The 17,614-nt window shown below is 68.9% G+C and carries 15 protein-coding genes; 2 read left to right on the top strand and 13 right to left on the bottom strand.

Annotated features, from left to right (window positions below; translation table 11 throughout):
- Positions 1 to 10 precede the first annotated feature (10 nt).
- A complete protein-coding gene (locus DBV35_RS04025; protein ID WP_108658940.1) occupies positions 11 to 1,153 on the bottom strand; it encodes a glycerate kinase in 1,143 nt (380 codons plus the stop codon).
- A 47-nt stretch (positions 1,154 to 1,200) separates the two neighbouring features.
- Positions 1,201 to 1,587 (bottom strand): hypothetical protein, encoded by a 387-nt coding sequence (locus tag DBV35_RS04020; protein ID WP_157961571.1) that lies wholly within the window; start codon positions 1,585 to 1,587, stop codon positions 1,201 to 1,203.
- Positions 1,588 to 1,786: 199 nt separating this feature from the next.
- Between DBV35_RS04020 and DBV35_RS04015 the strand changes: the two genes are divergently transcribed.
- Positions 1,787 to 2,437 carry a 2,3-bisphosphoglycerate-dependent phosphoglycerate mutase gene (locus DBV35_RS04015; RefSeq protein ID WP_108658938.1) on the top strand — a complete coding sequence of 217 codons (651 nt, stop codon included), beginning with the start codon at positions 1,787 to 1,789 and terminating at the stop codon, positions 2,435 to 2,437.
- A gap of 39 nt (positions 2,438 to 2,476) precedes the next feature.
- On the opposite strand, the gene dapB is transcribed toward DBV35_RS04015, so the two are convergent.
- The 3 genes from dapB to mutS are packed head-to-tail and all read right to left on the bottom strand — an operon-like array spanning position 2,477 to position 6,254.
- Complete coding sequence (dapB, locus tag DBV35_RS04010; protein ID WP_108660539.1) at positions 2,477 to 3,277, bottom strand: 4-hydroxy-tetrahydrodipicolinate reductase; 801 nt, start codon at positions 3,275 to 3,277, stop codon at positions 2,477 to 2,479.
- Positions 3,277 to 3,585: a DUF1330 domain-containing protein gene (locus DBV35_RS04005; RefSeq protein ID WP_108658937.1), complete on the bottom strand. Its 309-nt coding sequence runs from the start codon at positions 3,583 to 3,585 to the stop codon at positions 3,277 to 3,279. The genes dapB and DBV35_RS04005 overlap by 1 nt, the downstream gene beginning before the upstream one ends.
- On the bottom strand, positions 3,585 to 6,254 hold the full coding sequence (mutS, locus tag DBV35_RS04000) for a DNA mismatch repair protein MutS (RefSeq protein ID WP_108660538.1): 2,670 nt from the start codon (positions 6,252 to 6,254) through the stop codon (positions 3,585 to 3,587). Before mutS ends, DBV35_RS04005 begins: the two co-directional genes overlap by 1 nt.
- Before the next feature lie 238 nt (positions 6,255 to 6,492).
- On the opposite strand from mutS, the gene DBV35_RS03995 reads away from it, so the two are divergent.
- Positions 6,493 to 8,769, top strand: coding sequence for an NADP-dependent malic enzyme (locus tag DBV35_RS03995; protein WP_108658936.1), 2,277 nt, complete (start codon positions 6,493 to 6,495; stop codon positions 8,767 to 8,769).
- A 133-nt stretch (positions 8,770 to 8,902) separates the two neighbouring features.
- Here DBV35_RS03995 and DBV35_RS30495 read toward each other — a convergent pair whose 3' ends face one another.
- The 8 genes from DBV35_RS30495 to miaB all read right to left on the bottom strand — a co-directional run bounded on the left by DBV35_RS30495 (position 8,903) and on the right by miaB (position 17,604).
- On the bottom strand, positions 8,903 to 9,904 hold the full coding sequence (locus DBV35_RS30495) for a GNAT family N-acetyltransferase (protein ID WP_245943831.1): 1,002 nt from the start codon (positions 9,902 to 9,904) through the stop codon (positions 8,903 to 8,905).
- Between the two features lie 112 nt (positions 9,905 to 10,016).
- Positions 10,017 to 11,186, bottom strand: coding sequence for a methionine adenosyltransferase (gene metK / locus DBV35_RS03985; protein ID WP_108658934.1), 1,170 nt, complete (start codon positions 11,184 to 11,186; stop codon positions 10,017 to 10,019).
- 245 nt (positions 11,187 to 11,431) lie between these two features.
- Complete coding sequence (locus DBV35_RS03980) at positions 11,432 to 11,857, bottom strand: helix-turn-helix domain-containing protein (RefSeq protein WP_108658933.1); 426 nt, start codon at positions 11,855 to 11,857, stop codon at positions 11,432 to 11,434.
- Positions 11,858 to 12,079: 222 nt separating this feature from the next.
- Positions 12,080 to 13,660, bottom strand: coding sequence for an apolipoprotein N-acyltransferase (gene lnt / locus DBV35_RS03975; protein ID WP_108658932.1), 1,581 nt, complete (start codon positions 13,658 to 13,660; stop codon positions 12,080 to 12,082).
- Positions 13,661 to 13,715: 55 nt separating this feature from the next.
- Positions 13,716 to 14,702: a hemolysin family protein gene (locus DBV35_RS03970; RefSeq protein WP_108658931.1), complete on the bottom strand. Its 987-nt coding sequence runs from the start codon at positions 14,700 to 14,702 to the stop codon at positions 13,716 to 13,718.
- A 33-nt stretch (positions 14,703 to 14,735) separates the two neighbouring features.
- A complete protein-coding gene (gene ybeY, locus DBV35_RS03965; protein WP_108658930.1) occupies positions 14,736 to 15,245 on the bottom strand; it encodes an rRNA maturation RNase YbeY in 510 nt (169 codons plus the stop codon).
- On the bottom strand, positions 15,242 to 16,240 hold the full coding sequence (locus DBV35_RS03960) for a PhoH family protein (RefSeq protein WP_108658929.1): 999 nt from the start codon (positions 16,238 to 16,240) through the stop codon (positions 15,242 to 15,244). The genes ybeY and DBV35_RS03960 overlap by 4 nt, the downstream gene beginning before the upstream one ends.
- Positions 16,237 to 17,604: a tRNA (N6-isopentenyl adenosine(37)-C2)-methylthiotransferase MiaB gene (gene miaB, locus DBV35_RS03955; RefSeq protein ID WP_108658928.1), complete on the bottom strand. Its 1,368-nt coding sequence runs from the start codon at positions 17,602 to 17,604 to the stop codon at positions 16,237 to 16,239. Before miaB ends, DBV35_RS03960 begins: the two co-directional genes overlap by 4 nt.
- Positions 17,605 to 17,614: the final 10 nt, after the last annotated feature.

The raw sequence follows: 17,614 nt of genomic DNA, 5'->3' as shown, positions 1-17,614 counted from the left end.
GCGCCCGGCCTCAGCCGAGGGCGCGGCCAATCGCGAGGGTCGCGAAGGCGTGCGCGGCCGTATGGGTCAGCGCCTCGCGCGCGCCGGCGAGCGCGTCCTCCAGCGAGGACGGGCCGTGGCTGATCGAGAAGGCCGCCTTGATCCCGTGCGCGACGAGCGCCTCGGGCCCGACCGCGAGGCGGCCCGCGAAGGCGATCGCGGGCTTTCCCGCCGCCTCGGCCATGCGCGCGATCGCGACCGGCCCCTTGCCGCCCAGCGACTGGCTGTCGAGCGAGCCTTCGCCCGTGACGACGAGCGTCGCGGCGGCGATCCGCTCCTCAAGGCGATGATGTTCGGCGACGAGGGCGAACCCGTCCCGCGCGGTCGTCTCGGCGATCCCGGCAAGGCCCACCATCATGCCGCCCGCCGCGCCGGCGAAGGGCGTGTCGGCGAGCCGGGCGCGTCCCGCCTCGGCGACCTTGGCGTCGAAATGGCCGAGCGCGGCGTCGAACGCCTCGATGTCCTCCGCCCGCACGCCCTTTTGCGGGCCGAACACGCGCGCCGCGCCCCGCACGCCGAGGAGCGGATTGTCGACGTCGGCCGCGAGCACGATGCTGAGGCCCGCCGCCCGCGGATCGAGGCCAGAAAGGTCCACCCGCTCGATCGCGGCGAGGCCCCGGCCGGCGGGATGGATGAGCGGCGCGCCGCTCGCGTCGTAATAGCGGGCGCCGAGCGCTTCGAGCGCCCCCGCCCCGCCATCGACCGTGATGCTGCCGCCGAGGGCGACGACCACGGTCCCGGCCCCGGCATCGAGCGCGGCGCGGACAAGCTCGCCGACGCCGACGCTGCTCGCGACGTCCGGGTCGTAGCCCTTGTGCGCGGCGGCGGCGTGGCCGGCGACGGCGGCAAGCTCGATCACCGCGCGCTTTGCGGCGGGATCGTAGAGCCACGCGCCCTCATAGGGGTCGCCGAACGGGGATCGGATGGTGGTGCGCCGCCGCTCCGCCGTGCCGCCCGCGAGGGCGTCGAGCGTCCCTTCGCCGCCATCGGCGATGGCGAGGGTGGTGGCGGTCGCCTCGAGCGGGCTCATGGCGAGCCCGGCCGCGATGGACGCGTTCGCCTCAGCGGCAGTCAGGCTGCCCCTGAATTTGTCGCAAGCAATCAGAATGTGCACGGATCAACCCGTGGGCGGACCGCCGGCCCGCCCCAACTCGTGTCAGATCAAGCGTAGACGACCGGCCGCATCATCGGCATCTGCCAGCCGGCGGCGATGTCTTCCATCGCGGCCTCGCGGCGCTGCGCATTTGATTCGGCGAGATGGACATGAACCTCGGTGGCGCCCGCCTTGATCGCGCGAAGCAGCGCGTCACCGAACTGGCCGTAGAGATCGTCGCTAACATTGTCGGCGAGGCCCACCATCATGGGGGTGCACTGGCCGTCAGATTCGCGCCGCACCACCACGAAGAGTCCAGCCTCCTGGCAGGAAAAGCCTTTCAGATCGAACACAGACGTGAGATACCAACGCGTGCTCCAGCCCTGCCACCAAAAGAGCGGCACGGAACCCGGCAAACTGCCGGCAGCCGCCGAAGTGTAATCGTTGATGAGCATGGAGCCTCCCATTGCCAACTCGCGCGATGAGCGTACTTGACACCGTTGACCTTACCGCAACGTGAAAGATCGAACGAACGCGGAACAAGTTCTTCCGATTCTTGTCCTTCCTATACACAGGCTGTGGAGAACTTCTTTCTGACGTTGTCGTATGGTCTCAAGATCACACCAAGACGCACCGACCGACAGGATAAAGCCGATGTCTAACCGCATCCTTGCACTCGTTCGTCACGGCCAAAGTGAGTGGAATGAGAAGAACTTATTTACCGGATGGCGGGATCCGGACCTGACGGACAAGGGGCGTGAGGAGGCCATCCGGGCTGGCAAGAGTCTGGCCGAAGCGGGCTACCACTTCGACATCGCGTTCACCTCTTCCCTGCAGCGCGCGCAACACACCCTCGACCTGATGCTCAAGGAGCTCGGTCAGGTCGGCCTCGAAACGATCTTCGACCAGGCGCTCAACGAGCGCGATTATGGGGACCTGTCGGGCCTCAACAAGGACGATGCGCGCAAGCGCTGGGGCGAGGAGCAGGTCCACATCTGGCGCCGCTCGTTCGACATTGCCCCGCCGGGTGGCGAGAGCCTCAAGATGACGGCCGAGCGCGTGCTGCCCTACTACAAGAGCACCATCGAGCCGCGCGTCCTCGGCGGCGAGCGCGTGCTCGTCTCCGCGCACGGCAACTCGCTGCGCGCGCTCATCATGCATCTCGAAAAGCTGAGCCCGGAGGAGATCGTGAAGCGCGAGCTCGCGACCGGCGTGCCGATCGTCTACGAGCTCGCGGCTGACGGCACCCCGCTGAAGCGGACCGACTATGAAGGCGCGGCGCCCGAGATCGTCGAGTTCGCCTGAACCCGATGCCGGCGCCCGCCCGGGCGGGCGCCGCTTCGTCTACTCGGCGGTGAGGCCGAGAACGTCGTCCATGCCGTAGAGACCGGCCGGGCGATCCTTCGTCCAGAGCGCCGCCGCCACCGCACCATTGGCGAAGACGCTGCGATCCTCGGCGATGTGGCCGAGCGTGACGCGCTCGCTGTTCAGCGCCAGGATCACCTGATGCTCACCGATCACGGTGCCGCCGCGCAGCGTCGCGAACCCGATCGTCCCCGCCTCGCGCGGCCCGGTGTGACCCTCCCGCGTGTAGACGGCGTGATCGCCGAGATTGATCCCCCGCCCTTCCGCCGCCGCCTCGCCGAGGAGGAGCGCCGTGCCCGACGGCGCGTCGACCTTGCGCCGGTGGTGCATCTCGAGAACCTCGAGGTCCGCCTCAGGCAACGCGCGCGCGGCGCGGCGCACGAGTGCGGCAAGGAGGTTCACGCCGAGCGACATGTTCCCGGATTTGACGATCACGATGTTCGCGGCCGACTGCGCGATCGCCGCGTCGTCCTCAGGCCCGCACCCGGTCGTGCCGATGATGTGGGCGACGCCCATCACCGACAGCCGCGCGGCGAGCGCGGTGCTCGTCGCGGGTGTCGTGAAGTCGAGCACCGCGTCGCAATCGGCGAACGCGGCGACGTCGTCTCCCACCGTGATGCCGCACGCGGGGAGCCCGGCGAGGCTGCCCGCATCCGCGCCGACATCGGGCGAGCCCGGACGCTCGACGGCGGCGGCGAGCGTGGTGCGCGCCTCCTCGTCGACCGCCCGCACCAGCGCCCGGCCCATGCGGCCGGCGGCGCCAACAACGCCGATCTTCATCATTCGCCCGGCTGGGGGCCTTCGTAGCCCTCGATCACGATGACGTCGGCCTTGGAATACTTCCGCCGCACCGCGAGCGCGGCCTGATAGGCCTCGGAATTCATGCAGTCGAGCGCGGCCTGGTAGGACGGGAACTCGATGATGACGTTGCGCGCGCGCTTCGTCCCCTCGATCCCCTCGAACCGGCCGCCGCGGACCAGAAAGCGACCACCATGCCGGGTGATCGGCTCCGCGTTCATGCCGATATATTCCTTGTAGCCTTCCTCATCGTCGACATCGACGTGGGCAATCCAATAACCCTTGGGCATTATTCGTCTCCCCCTTCCGCTCTGCGGGCGGCCTTCAGCTCATAGAGAGCCTCAAGTGCCTCACGAGGGGATAGGGCGTCCGGGTCGATCCCGTCCAGCACTTCCAGCGCCTTCGAGGCGGCAAGGGCCGGCGTCGCGGCGGGCGCCGCCGTCGCGAAGAGCGGCAGGTCGGCCATGAGGGCGGCGCGCGCGGCGCCGCGATCGGTCTCTTCCAGGCGATTCAGCACATCGCGCGCACGACGCACCACGGCGGCCGGAAGCCCCGCGAGGCGCGCGACCTGCACGCCGTAGGAGCGGTCCGCCGCGCCCGGCTCCACCTGGTGGAGGAAGACGATGTCGCCACGCCATTCCTTCACCCGCATCGTCGCGTTGTGGATTCGGGGGCGGCGGTCGGAGAGCGCCGTCAGCTCGTGATAATGGGTCGCGAAGAGCGTGCGGCAGCCGATCTCGTTCAGGCGCTCCAGCGCCGCCCAGGCGATCGAGAGGCCGTCGAAGGTCGCCGTGCCGCGCCCGATCTCGTCGAGGATGACGAGCGCGCCGCGCCCGGCCTGGTTCAGGATCGCCGCGAGCTCGACCATCTCGACCATGAAGGTGGAGCGGCCGGCGGCGAGATCGTCCGACGCGCCGATGCGGCTGAAGAGGCGGTCGACGATGCCGATCCGCGCGCGCGCCGCCGGCACGAAGGAGCCCGCCTGGGCGAGGATCGCGATCAGCGCGTTCTGGCGCAGATAGGTCGACTTGCCGCCCATATTGGGGCCGGTGAGGATGATCGCCCGCGCAGCATTCTCCCCCTCCCCCGGCGTGAGGTCACACCCGTTCGGCACGAAGAGCGAGGCGTCGGACAGCGCCGCCTCCACCACCGGATGCCGCCCGTCCTCCACCGCGAAGGCGAGCCCGTCCTCGACCGTGGGGCGGACCCAGCGCCGCTCCACCGCGACCTCGGCCAGCGCGGCGGTGACGTCGAGCTCGGCCATCCCCTCGGCGACGCGGGAGAGAAACGGGCGTGCCGCGATGATCCCGGCGACGAGATCGGCGAAGATCGCCTGCTCGCGCGAGCGCGCATCGTCGGACGCGGCGAGGATCCGGCTTTCGAGATCGCGCAGTGGCTCGGTGGTGAAGCGGACCTGGCTTGCGAGGCTCTGGCGGTGCGAGAAGGCCTCGTGCCCGCGCAGCGTGTCGGCGTGGCCGACCGGCACCTCGATGAACCAGCCGAGCACCGCATTGTGCTTGATCTTCAGCGAGCGGACGCCGGTCTCGTTCTGGTAGTCGGCCTGGAGGGCGGCGACGTAGCGCCGGCTCTCGTCGCGCAGAGTGCGCGCCTCGTCGAGCGCGGGGTCGATGCCGTGGGCGATGTAGCCGTCCGGATGGTTGGCGGCGGCGGCACGCTCGTCGAGCATCGCGCCAAGGCGCGCGCCGATCTCGCCCGGCGTCTCGCTGAGCGCCTCGGCGATGGACGCGAGGATCGGCGGCCGCTCGACCGGGAGCGCCGCGTGGGCGGTGGCGGCGGCGGCGAGCGCACGCGAGACGGCGAGCGCGTCACGCGGCTGGCCGCGCCCGGCCGCGAGGCGTCCGACCGCGCGCAAAACGTCCGGCACGCCGCGCAACGCCGCGCGAACGGCCGAGCGCGCCAGCGCGTCGTCGACGAAGGCGGCGACACCGTCGTGGCGCTCGGCAATGAGGATGCGGTTCGTCGACGGGCTCGACAGGCGCTCGCCGAGCCGCTGCGCGCCGATGCCGGAGACGGTGCGGTCGACCGCGGAGAGGAGGGTCGGCCCATCCGGCCGCGTCGGTCGGGTGAGTTCCAGGCTCGCCCGCGTCGCGGCGTCGATCGCCATCACGTCGCCGGGCTCGTCCTTCGCGGGCGGATCGAGCGGGGGCGCATTGTCGAGCTGCGTCTCGGCGAGATAGTTGACGAGGGCGAGCCCCGCCGCCGCCTCGACGGGCGAGAAGGTGCCGAAGGCGGCAAGATCGGCGACGCCGAAGGCCGCCGCGAGCCGCTCCGCCGCGTCGTTGGCGCGGAACTCGGACGGCACGCGCCGCCCGACCGTCACCCGCCTCGGCAGCGCCGGCAGCTCCAGCCCCTCCGCCGCGATCAGCTCGACCGGATCGATCCGGGCGAGTTCGCCGAGGAGCCCGGCCTCGTCGGTGGCGCAGAGGTGAAAGCGGCCGGACGCGACGTCGGCCGACGCGATCCCGTAGCCGCCTTTGTGGGCGGCGACCGCGACGAGGCGCGAGGCGCGGCCCGGATCAAGGAGGCGCTCCTCGGTCAGCGTTCCGGGCGTCACGATCCGCACCACGGCGCGCGCGACGACGGACTTCGCGCCCCGCTTCTTCGCCTCGGCCGGATCCTCGGTCTGCTCGGCGATGACGACGCGGAAATTCTGCGCGATCAGGCGCGACAGATATTCTTCCGCCGCGTGAACCGGGACGCCCGCCATCTTGATCGGCTCGCCCATGTGCGTGCCGCGCGTCGTGCAGTGGATCGACAGCGCCTTCGCGGCGATCTCGGCGTCCTCGAAGAAGAGCTCGTAGAAATCGCCCATGCGATAGAAGAGGAGGCCTTCGGTATGGTCGGCCTTGATCGAGAGATATTGCGCCATCATGGGCGTCGCCTGCGCGACCTGGGCCTCCAGGCTGGGCGTCGCCCCCTCCTCGATCCGCTCGCTCATCGCCTCCATGGTGGTCGCCGCCCTCTTCCTGCAGGGCAAGCCTGCCGGGGGCGGTCAGCGCACGCAAGGCGCGCGGGCGAAGACTTCACAGTCGCGACGCATCCCTCCACAAGAGGTCGCAGACTGATATTCCACTGCGTGCGCTCCATTCTCGCAGGCAAAACACGCAATCAGCATATGGACGTAGAGGCGCGAAATTGCGTACCTCTAAACTCAAAGAGTTAGAGGGAGAGACGCCGTGGACGCGGAAACCAGCCGGCGCGGCCGAGCCACGATTACTGACGGAGAGGCCCTGGAATTCCACCAGCGCGGCCGACCCGGCAAGCTTGAGGTCACGCCGACCAAGCCGATGGCGACCCAGCGCGACCTGTCGCTGGCCTATTCGCCCGGCGTCGCGGTCCCGGTGCGCGCCATCGCGGAGGACCCGGACCGGGCCTTCGACTACACGACGCGCGGCAACGTCGTCGCCGTCATCTCGAACGGGTCGGCGATCCTCGGCCTCGGCAATCTCGGCGCGCTGGCCTCCAAGCCGGTGATGGAGGGCAAGGCCGTCCTCTTCAAGCGCTTCGCCGACATCGACGGCATCGACATCGAGGTCGACACGCAGGACGTCGACGCCTTCATCAACTCGGTGCGCTATCTCGGCCCGTCCTTCGGCGGCATCAACCTCGAAGACATCAAGGCGCCGGACTGCTTCCTCATCGAGAGCGCGCTGCGCGAGATGATGGACATCCCCGTCTTCCACGACGACCAGCACGGCACCGCGATCATCGCCGCCGCCGGCCTCATCAACGCGCTGCACCTCACCGGGCGCACGCTGACGAACACGAAGATCGTCTGCAACGGCGCGGGCGCGGCGGGCATCGCCTGCGTCGAGCTCGTCAAGGCGATGGGCGTGCCGCACAACAATGTCATCCTCTGCGACACGAAGGGCCCGATCTATCAGGGCCGCGAGGAGGGCATGAACCAGTGGAAGTCGGCCCACGCCGCCGAGACCGACGCACGCTCCCTCAGCGAGGCGCTCGACGGGGCGGACGTCTTCTTCGGCGTGTCGGTGAAGGGCGCGATGACGCGCGAGATGGTGCGCTCCATGGCGCCCAACCCGATCATCTTCGCGATGGCGAACCCCGACCCGGAAGTGACGCCGGAAGAGGTCGCCGAGATCCGTGACGACGCGATCGTCGCCACCGGCCGGTCCGACTATCCGAACCAGGTCAACAACGTCCTCGGCTTCCCCTACATCTTCCGCGGCGCGCTCGACGTGCGGGCGACCGCCATCAACGAGGACATGAAGGTGGCCGCCGCCGAGGCGCTCGCCGCCCTCGCCCGCGAGGACGTGCCGGACGAGGTCGCCGCCGCCTATCAGGGCCAGCGCCCGCGCTTCGGCAAGGAATACATCATTCCCGTGCCGTTCGACCCGCGCCTCATCTCCACGATCCCGCCGGCGGTCGCCAAGGCCGCGATGCGCACCGGCGTCGCGCGCCGCCCGATCGTCGACCTCGAGCGCTATGGCGAGGAGCTGTCGGCCCGGCGCGATCCGGTCGCGGGCTCCCTGTCGCGCATCTTCACCAAGGTGCGTCAGGCGCCGAAGCGCGTCGTCTTCGCCGAGGGCGAGGAAGAGGCCGTCATCCGCGCCGCCGCCTCCTTCGTGAACCAGGAGCTCGGCACCGCGATCCTGATCGGCCGCGAGGAGACCGTGCGCGACCAGGCCTTCCAGGCCGGCATCGAGATGCGTCCGGGCCTTGAGATCGCCAACGCGCGCATCTCCCGCCGCACGGCCGACTACGCCCAATATCTCTACTCGAAGCTCCAGCGCCGCGGTCACCTCTTCCGCGACTGCCAGCGCATGATCAACCAGGACCGCAACTATTTCGGGGCGACCATGGTGGCGCTCGGCGACGCGGACGCGCTCGTCACGGGCGTGACTCGCAACTATGCCGTCGCGCTCGACGTGGTGCGCCAGGTCATCTCGACGAAGCCCGGCCACAAGATCATCGGCGTGTCGCTCGTCCACACGCGCGGGCGCGCCGTGCTCGTTGCCGACACCGCCGTGCATGACGACCCGTCCGCGGCCGATCTCGCCGACATCGCCGAGGAGGCCGCGCGCGTCGCCCGCCGCCTCGGCTACGAGCCGCGGATCGCGATGCTCGCCTACGCCAATTTCGGCAACCCGCCGGGCGAGCGCGCGAGCCGGGTGCAGGAGGCGGTCGCGATCCTCAACAAGCGCCGCGTCGACTTCGAGTTCGACGGCGAGATGGGGGCGGACGTCGCGCTCAACGCGAACCTGATGAGCGCCTACCCGTTCTGCCGCCTCTCGGGTCCGGCGAACGTCCTCCTTATGCCGGGCCTCGATTCGGCGGCGATCTCCACCAAGCTGGTGCAGGAGCTCGGCGGCTCGACGGTTCTCGGCCCGATCCTCGTCGGCCTCGACAAGCCCGTGCAGATCGTGCCGTTCGGTGCGCGCGACGCGGACCTCGTCAACATGGCCGCGATCGCGAGCTTCGGCGTCAACTGACCGGCGCGGCGCCGCCCCGCGCGGCGCCCGCCTTGAACGAAAAAAGCCTGGCGCCGGGTCGAGCGATCGATCCGGCGCCAGGCTTTTTTGTCGGTGCGTCTCTTCTCGGTGCGTCCGGGTCGCCGCCCCGAGATCAGCGCCGCGCCAGCGTCAGATAGCGCGGGGTGCGCCCCTCGCGGAACGCCTTCGCCTCGTAGCGGGTGCCGGGCCAGCCGGGATAGGGCTCGGTCGTGTCGCTCGCGAGGGTGAAGTCAGGATGGGCCGCAACGTGCGCGCGCGTCCAGGCGACGTATGACGGGATGTCGGAGGCGAAGCGGACGCTGCCGCCCGGCCGCACGGCACGCGCCAGCCGGTCGAGCCCGTCGATCGAGATGAAGCGCCGCTTCCAGTGCTTCCGCTTCGGCCACGGGTCCGGATAGAGCACGTCGACCCGGTCGAGCGCGCCCTCCGGGACCCATTCGAGGATGCGCCGCGCGTCGCCCATATAGAGGCGCAGATTGTCGATCCCCTCGGCTTCGACGATGCGGACCGCCTTCATCATCCCGCTCTCGAACGGCTCGACGCCGATGAGGCCGATCTCCGGCGCGCGCCGCGCATGGTCGAGGAGATGCTCCCCTCCCCCGAAGCCGACCTCCATGCGCAACGTCTCGACGGGCCGCGCGAAGAGGGTCTGTTCGGCGAACGGGATGTCCGGATCGATCGCGAAGCGGTCGTAGGTGGGGTCGGCCTTGTGGCCGTGGACGCGGCGGCGGCCATAAAGGCCCTCCACCGTGCTTTTCACCGCGATCGCAGGCGGCAGCACCTTCTCGAAATAGACGCGGTTGAAGCCGGCCTCCGCATGCCGCCCGGTCTCGCGATAGCCGAGGCGGGGGTAGAGGACGATGTTGCCGGTCATCTTGGCGTTGGTGTGGAGGGTGACGAGGGTCGCCCCCTCGCGCCGCAGCCGCTCCTCGGCCGCGGCGAGGAGGCGCGGCCCGATGCCGAGCCCCTGCGCATCGGGCGAGACGGCGAGGACGGCGATATAGCCCGGCCCCTCCGCGAGGCGCTCGAACACGACATAGCCGCACGGCGCGTCCTCTCCTGGACGCGCCGCAACGAGAATGGACTTCGCCGCGAGGGTCGCGGCGAAGTCCATGTCCATCGGTGTGGGGCGGCGGCCGATCGCTTCGACGTAGACGCCGAAGGAGGCCTCCGCGATGTCAGCAAGCCTCGCAAGGTCGCCGTGCGACGCCTCGCGGATCGTGAGATCAGACTTCGCGTGCGAGGGTCTCGGCGAGATCCGTCTTCTCCCAGGAAAAACCGCCGTCCGCATCGGGCTCGCGGCCGAAATGGCCGTAGGCGGCGGAACGGGCATAGATGGGCTTGTTGAGCTGAAGGGCCGTGCGGATGCCGCGCGGCGACAGGTCCATCGAGCGGCCGATGGCCTTCTCGATCGCCTCTTCCTCGACCTTCCCGGTGCCGTAGGTGTCGACATAGACCGACAGCGGCTGGGAGACGCCGATCGCGTAGGCGAGCTGGATGCAGCAACGGTCGGCGAGGCCGGCCGAGACGACATTCTTCGCGAGATAACGCGCGGCATAGGCGGCCGAGCGGTCGACCTTCGTCGGGTCCTTGCCGGAGAACGCGCCGCCGCCGTGCGGGGCCGCGCCGCCATAGGTGTCGACGATGATCTTGCGCCCGGTGAGGCCGCAATCGCCGTCCGGACCGCCGATCACGAACTTGCCGGTCGGGTTGACGTACCAGATCGTGTCCTCGGAGATCCACGCGGCCGGCATGACCTCACGCACATAGGGCTCGACCACGGCGCGCACGTCGTCCGACGTCATCGACTCGTCGATGTGCTGGGTGGAGACCACGATGGAGGTGCAGGCGACCGGAACGCGGTTCTCGTAGCGCAGCGTGACCTGGCTCTTGGCGTCGGGGCCGAGCTTCGGGGCCTCGCCCGACTTGCGGGCGTCGGCCATGCGCTTCAGGATCGCGTGGCTGTAGTGGATCGGCGCGGGCATGAGCACCGGCGTCTCGGTGCAGGCATAGCCGAACATGATCCCCTGGTCGCCGGCGCCCTCGTCCTTGTTGCCGGCCGAATCAACGCCCTGCGCGATGTGCGCGGACTGGGCGTGGAGGTGGACCGCGACGTCCGCGGTCTTCCAGTGGAAGCCGTCCTGCTCGTACCCGATATCGCGGATCGCGTCGCGCGCAAGCTGTTCGACCACATCGGCGTTGATGGAGTCGGGGCCGCGCGTCTCACCCGCGATCACGACGCGATTGGTGGTGGCGAGGGTCTCACAGGCAACGCGTGCTTCCGGCATCTCGGCGAGGAACGCGTCGACGACAGCGTCGGAGATCCGGTCACAGACCTTGTCCGGATGGCCTTCGGAGACCGACTCGCTCGAGAACAGATAGGATTTCCGGGCCAAATTGATAACTTTCATGCCAGAACGGACCGGCCGTCGTCCTGGGAGGGGTAAGGGTTGGGGGCTGACCGCAGCCCCAGAGACGCAAAGCGCCTGGCACCCGCACGAAGTCGCGGAGCCAGGCGGCCACAGTTCAATCAAAAGCGCCGGGATTGGTCAACAATGGCCCGAATGGACTTCGCGGAACGCGCGCCTATCGGCCCGTCGACCCTGACCGGGTGAGGCGTTCCGGGCCCCGGCGGCCCGCTCTACATGCGGCGGGCGTCGGCCAGCGTTTCGACGAGGTCGATGATTCGGCGGCGGATGCGCGCATCCTCGATCTGGCTGAAGGCGCGGGCGAGGGCGTGCGCCTCGCTGACCGAGCCGCGCGAGACCTCGAACGAGGCGGCGCCATCGTCGGCGAAGCCGAATTCGGACACGCGGGCGGCGCCGCCATCGGCCTGGATCGCGTCCTCGAAGAAGAAGGACACCGGAACGTCGAGGATCTGCGAGATCTCCTGCAGGCGGCTCGCGCCGATGCGGTTGGCACCCTTCTCGTACTTCTGGACCTGCTGGAACGTCACACCGAGCTTGTCGCCCAGCTTCTCCTGCGTCATCCCAAGCATCGTGCGGCGCAGCTTCAGGCGGCTGCCGACGTGGATGTCGATCGGGTTGGGCTGTTTGCGCGGCGCCATCGATTCACACTGTTCCATCTTCTTGCCTCACTCAAATACGGGTGATGTCAAAATCCGCTGGGCCTGGTGATCGTCCCTGGTGGCCGGTGCGGATCCAATCAGTCTGTGTGAGACAAACCGCAACGTACCCTGATTGGTTGCACACGAACAAGCTAAAAGTGTTTTGACACAAATCCCCATAAGCGTCGGTTGTATGTATCACGTCTCATGGATCCTGTCGCGTTACGCCTTCTTCATGCGACGCGCGATGAATAGCGCGGCGAGGCCGAGGATCCACAACCCGAACAGCACCCCATTGCCGAGTGTCGGGTACAGCGATGCGCGCACGGGCGGCAGCCGCGCGTCCAGAAACCCGATCTCATCGAGCGCCAGAGAGCCGACGAGATGGCCCTGGGTGTCGATTACGGCCGAGATCCCGTTGTTCGCTGCGCGCACGACGGGAACTCCCTGTTCGATCGCGCGCATTTGCGCCTGGCGCAAATGCTGGCGCGGACCGGGCGTGTCGCCGAACCAGGCATCGTTGGTGACGTTGACGATCCACCCGATCCCCTCGGTGCGGCCGACATCGGGGAAGATGATCTCGTAGCAGATGAGTGGCAGCGCGGGCGGCAGGCCGGGAATCGTGAGCGGCGCCCGCTCCGTCCCGGCGAGGAACTGGCTCGTCCCCTCCACGATCTTGCGGAAGCCGAGCCGGTCCATCAGGCCGGCGAAGGGCAGGAACTCGCCGAAGGGGACGAGGTGGACCTTGTCGTAACGGCCGCGAAGCTGCCCATCCGGGCCGATCACGAAGATGCTGTTCGTCGCGCGGCGGCCGGTCTCCGTCTCGACAAGCTCGACCGCGCCGGTGACGAGCGTCGCCGTCCACTGCATCGCCTCGGAGATCTCGTCCGCCTCGAGGCTCGGCACGCGGTAGAGGAAGGGGAGCGCCGTCTCCGGCCAGATGACGACGTCGGCCACCCCCGCCCCCTCCGGTGCGGAAAGGTCGAGGAGGCGCTGCCAGATCTCGGTGCGATGCTCGGCCGCCCACTTGTCGGCCTGCGGCACCGCTGGCTGCACGATCCGGATGCGCGGCGCGTTGGCGCTCTCGACCGGGGCCGAATTCAGCCGCGCGAGCCCCGCGATCAGCATGATGGCGAGCATCGCCCCGACGGGCATGAGGAGCCAGCGGCTCCCGCGCGTGAAGAAGAGGGCCGGCGCGCAGCCGATGAGGACCGCCGGCACCGCGAGCCCGTCCATCCCGATGAAGGCCGCGTTCTGGCGCAGGATCTCGAAATCGGAGAAGGCCAGCCCCGCCGCGTTCCACGGGAAGCCGGAGAGGATGAGGCCGCGCAGGACGTCCGTCGCCGAGATCGCGAGGGCGAGCGCGACGGCCTGCCAGGCGACGGTGCGCGGCGCGAGGCCGACGAGCATGGCGGCGAGCGCATAGAAGGGCGCGAGCATCAGCGGCAGCCCGATGACGCCGAGCGGCAGGAGCGCGCCGAACGTGTCGGCGTCGACGAGGAAGGCCGCCCCGACCCACCAGAGCCCCATCAGGTGATAGCCGAAGCCGAACACACCGCCGAGGAGCGCGCGCTCCGCCATGCGACGCCGCACCCGCGCCTCCCCCGCCATCAGCACCACCAGGAGGGCGCTGTAGGCGAAGACGGCGGGGAAGAAGTCGTAGGGCGGGAGGCTGAAGCCGAGGATGATCCCGGCCGCGAACGCCGTCGCGACCCGGCTCCAGCGCGAGGCGAACGCCCCGCCCGCCGTGGACGTGCTGGTCGCGCTGCGGCCGGCCGGGCCGGTTCGTTCGGGAAGGCTCACGCCGTCGCTCGCATCGGCCGGAGCGGGTCCGGCGGAGGTCTCCGCCGGCGCCGTCTCACTTGCCGCTGAACGACTGCTCCTGTGGGGCGATCGCATCGGGCGGACAGGTCACCTTGACGCGCTTGATGCGGCGCGGGTCCGCATCGAGCACCTCGAACGTGAAGCCCGGCAGCTCGGGCGAGGTGACGATCTCCCCGCGCACCGGGACGCGCCCCAGGATCGCGAAGACGATGCCGCCCAGCGTGTCGACGTCCTCGAGCAATTCTTCCTCGGGGAAGGCGATCCCGGCCTCTTCGGCGAAATCGTCCACCGCCACGCGCGCGTCCGCATACCAGACCCTCTCGTCGACCGCGGTCATCGTCGGTTCGTCAGGCCAGTCGTACTCGTCCTCGATATCGCCGACCACCTCTTCGATGAGGTCTTCCAACGACACGAGGCCGTCCGTCCCGCCATATTCGTCGACGACGAGGGCGAGCTGGGTGCGGTTGGCCTGCATGCGCACCATGAGGTCCATGGCGGGCATGGAGGGCGGCACGAAGAGAACCGGGCGGATGATGTCCATGTCGGCGAGCGCGCGCGACAGGTCGACGGCGCCGAAATTGAGGCCCTCGTCGGCCATCGCCTCCTCGGCGACGCGGATCATCACGTCCTTGGCGTGGACGAAGCCCACCGGATCGTCGAGCGTGTCGCGATAGACGGGCAGGCGCGAATGGCCGGCCTCGCGGAACATCTTCATGAGATCGGCGAGCGAGATCGTCTCCGGCACCGCATCGATGTCGGCGCGGGGGACCATCACGTCGAGGATTCGAACGTCTCTCAGCGAAAGGATGTTCTGCAGCAGTCGCCGCTCTTCCGTCGAGAAGATGGAATCTTCTCCGGCATCGTCGGCAAGCGCCTGGGCGAGATTCTCGCGGAGGCCTTCGGTCGGGCGAAGGCCGAATACGGTCAGGACGCGGTCGAACCAGCCCTCCTCACCGTCGGTTTTATGTGCGGCGGCCGACCCGTTGGGGCCAGCCGCGCGGGGACTATCTGCGTCGGCCATTTGTCCTGCAAGCACTCGACTTAGAGCGCTCTCTCAGCTCCCTTCGTAAGGGTTCGGGATTCCGAGACCCCCCAAAATATTGACTTCGACACGCTCCATCTCCTCCCGGTCGACCTCATTCTCGTGGTCGTAACCGAGCAGATGCAGCATACCGTGCAGCGTCAGATGGGTTGCATGGTGGGCCAATGGAATGGCCCGCTCACGCGCTTCTTTCTCCGCCGTCTCGAAACCGAGCGCGATTCCGCCCAGGGAGTACGGAATCCCTGGCTGCGGCGCCTCGCCGGACGGGAAGGCGAGCACGTTGGTCGGCCCGTTCTTGCCGCGATAGCGAGAGTTCAGGTCCGCCATCACCGCATCGCTCGTGAAGAGGATGTCCGCCATCGCCGGATGGTTCGGCGACGAGCCGGAAGCGGACAATGCCGTCAGCACCACGTCTGCGAGCGCGACCGGATCGGACGCCTCCCAGCGTGGGTCCTCGACCCGAACGGATGCCGGCAGCGACGCTGGTCCCGCCATGACATCTTCATCTTGGGTCGGGGTCATTCCCCATCTTCCTGCTTTTTCGTGTCGGAATCATAAGCGGCGACGATCCGGGCGACAAGCTCGTGGCGGACGACGTCTTCGCCGCGGAAGTGGACCTGCGCGATCCCGTCCACACCTTTGAGGATCCGAAGCGCCTCCTTGAGCCCGGACGGCACGCCGTTCGGCAGGTCGATCTGCGACGGGTCGCCGGTCACCACCATGCGCGCGTTCTCACCGAGACGGGTCAGAAACATCTTCATCTGCATCGCGGTGGTGTTCTGCGCCTCGTCCAGGATCGCCACCGCGTTGCTGAGCGTGCGCCCACGCATAAAGGCGAGAGGTGCCACTTCGATGACACCCGTCTGAAGGCCGCGATCGACCTTGTCGGCCGGCATCATCTCGTAGAGCGCGTCGTAGAGCGGGCGCAGATACGGGTCGACTTTTTCCTTCATGTCGCCGGGGAGGAAGCCGAGCCGCTCCCCCGCCTCGACCGCCGGGCGCGACAAGATGATCCGGTCGACGAGGCCCCGTTCCAGGCACTGCGCGGCGAAGGCGACGGCGAGGAAGGTCTTGCCGGTGCCGGCCGGACCGACGCCGAACACCATCTCGTTGGCCTCGAGCGCGCGGATATAGGTGTTCTGGGTGGGCGAGCGCGCCTCGACCGAGCGCTTGCGCGTCGCGATCTGGGCGACCGACTGCGGCCGCTCGATCGTCGGGAGGGAGAGCTGGCGGTCCTTGGCGCGTGCCATGCGGATGGCGCCGTCGACATCGGCCCGCTCGATCCGGTGGCCCTTCTTGAGGCGCGCATAGAGGTGCTGCAGGGCGAGACGGGCCTGTGCGCAGCCCTCCTCGGTCCCGCGGATGGTCACCTCGTTGCCCCGGGCCGTCGCCTCAATGTCGAGCTTCGATTCCAGGATGGCGAGGTGCTGGTCGAATTGGCCGAAGAGCTCGCTGGCCAAGCGGTTGTCGTCGAATGCGAGGGCGAGCGTCTCGCCTTCCGTCGACGCGACGCTCAAGCGGCCCGACTCCGTGAAGGCCGCGCGTGGCCCTCGACCGCCGTGCCGAAGAGGCTGTTGCCTTCTGCCGCGCTTATGTCGACCTCCACAATATCGCCGATGCCTCCCGCATCGGCAGGAATATGAACCGGCTGCAGGTACGGTGAGCGTCCGACCCATTGCCCTTCGCGCCGCCCCGCTTTCTCAATGAGAACCGGGAGTCGGCGTCCAACGCAAGCCCTGTTGAAATCGCGCTGTTGATCGAGGAGCAGCGCCTGGAGGCGCTGGAGGCGCTCGGCCTTCACCGCCTCCTCCACCTGGTCCTCGCGTCCGGCGGCGGGCGTGCCCGGCCGCGGGCTGTATTTGAACGAATAGGCGGCCGCGTAGCCGACCTCGCGCACGATCGCCATCGTCGCCTCGAAATCGGCATCGGTCTCGCCCGGGAAGCCGACGATGAAGTCGCCGGAGAGGGCAAGGTCCGGCCGCGCGGCGCGAATCTTCGCGATCAGCGCCACATAGTCGGCGGCGCGGTGCTTGCGGTTCATCGCCTTGAGCACCGTGTCCGAGCCCGCCTGCACCGGCAGGTGCAGGTAGGGCATCAGCTTCGCTTCGTCGCGATGGGCGGCGATGAGGTCCTCGCCCATGTCGTTCGGATGGCTCGTCGTGAAGCGGATGCGGGCGAGCGCCTCGATCCCGGCGAGACGGCCGACGAGATCGGCAAGGCTCGCGTGCCCGCCCCGCCCGTCCGCCCCGTGATAGGCGTTGACGTTCTGGCCGAGCAGCGTGATCTCGCGCACCCCCGCCTCCACGAGCCGCTCCGCCTCGGCCACGATCTCGGCGACCGGACGCGAGACCTCGGCCCCGCGCGTGTAGGGGACGACGCAGAAGGCGCAGAACTTGTCGCACCCTTCCTGCACGGTGAGGAAGGCGGTGACGCCGCGCGCGGTGATCGCCCGGCGCGTCGGCTGGGCGAGGTGGTTGAACTTGTCCTCGGCCGGAAAATCGGTGTCGACCGGCTTCTGGCCCGCCTCCGCGCCTTTGATGAGCGCGGGCAGGCGGTGATAGGCCTGCGGACCGACCACGAAGTCGACGCGCGGCTGGCGGCGGATGATCTCCTCGCCCTCGGCCTGGGCGACGCAGCCGGCGACGCCGATCAGCGTGCGCTCGCCCGAGGCGCCGCGCGCGTTCTTCAGCCGGCCGAGCTCGGAATAGACCTTCTCGGCCGCCTTCTCGCGAATGTGGCACGTGTTGAGAAGGACGAGGTCGGCGCCTTCCGCCTCCTCGACGATCGCATAGCCTTCCGCGCGCAGCTGATCGGCCATCCGCGTCGCGTCATAGACGTTCATCTGGCAGCCGTAGCTCTTGATGAAGGCCCGCTTTTCCATCTCGCCTCTT

The sequence above is a fragment of the Acuticoccus kandeliae genome (genome assembly GCF_003073115.1).
Note: the sequence above shows the minus strand (reverse complement) of the source record. Positions and strands in the feature narration are given on the sequence as shown.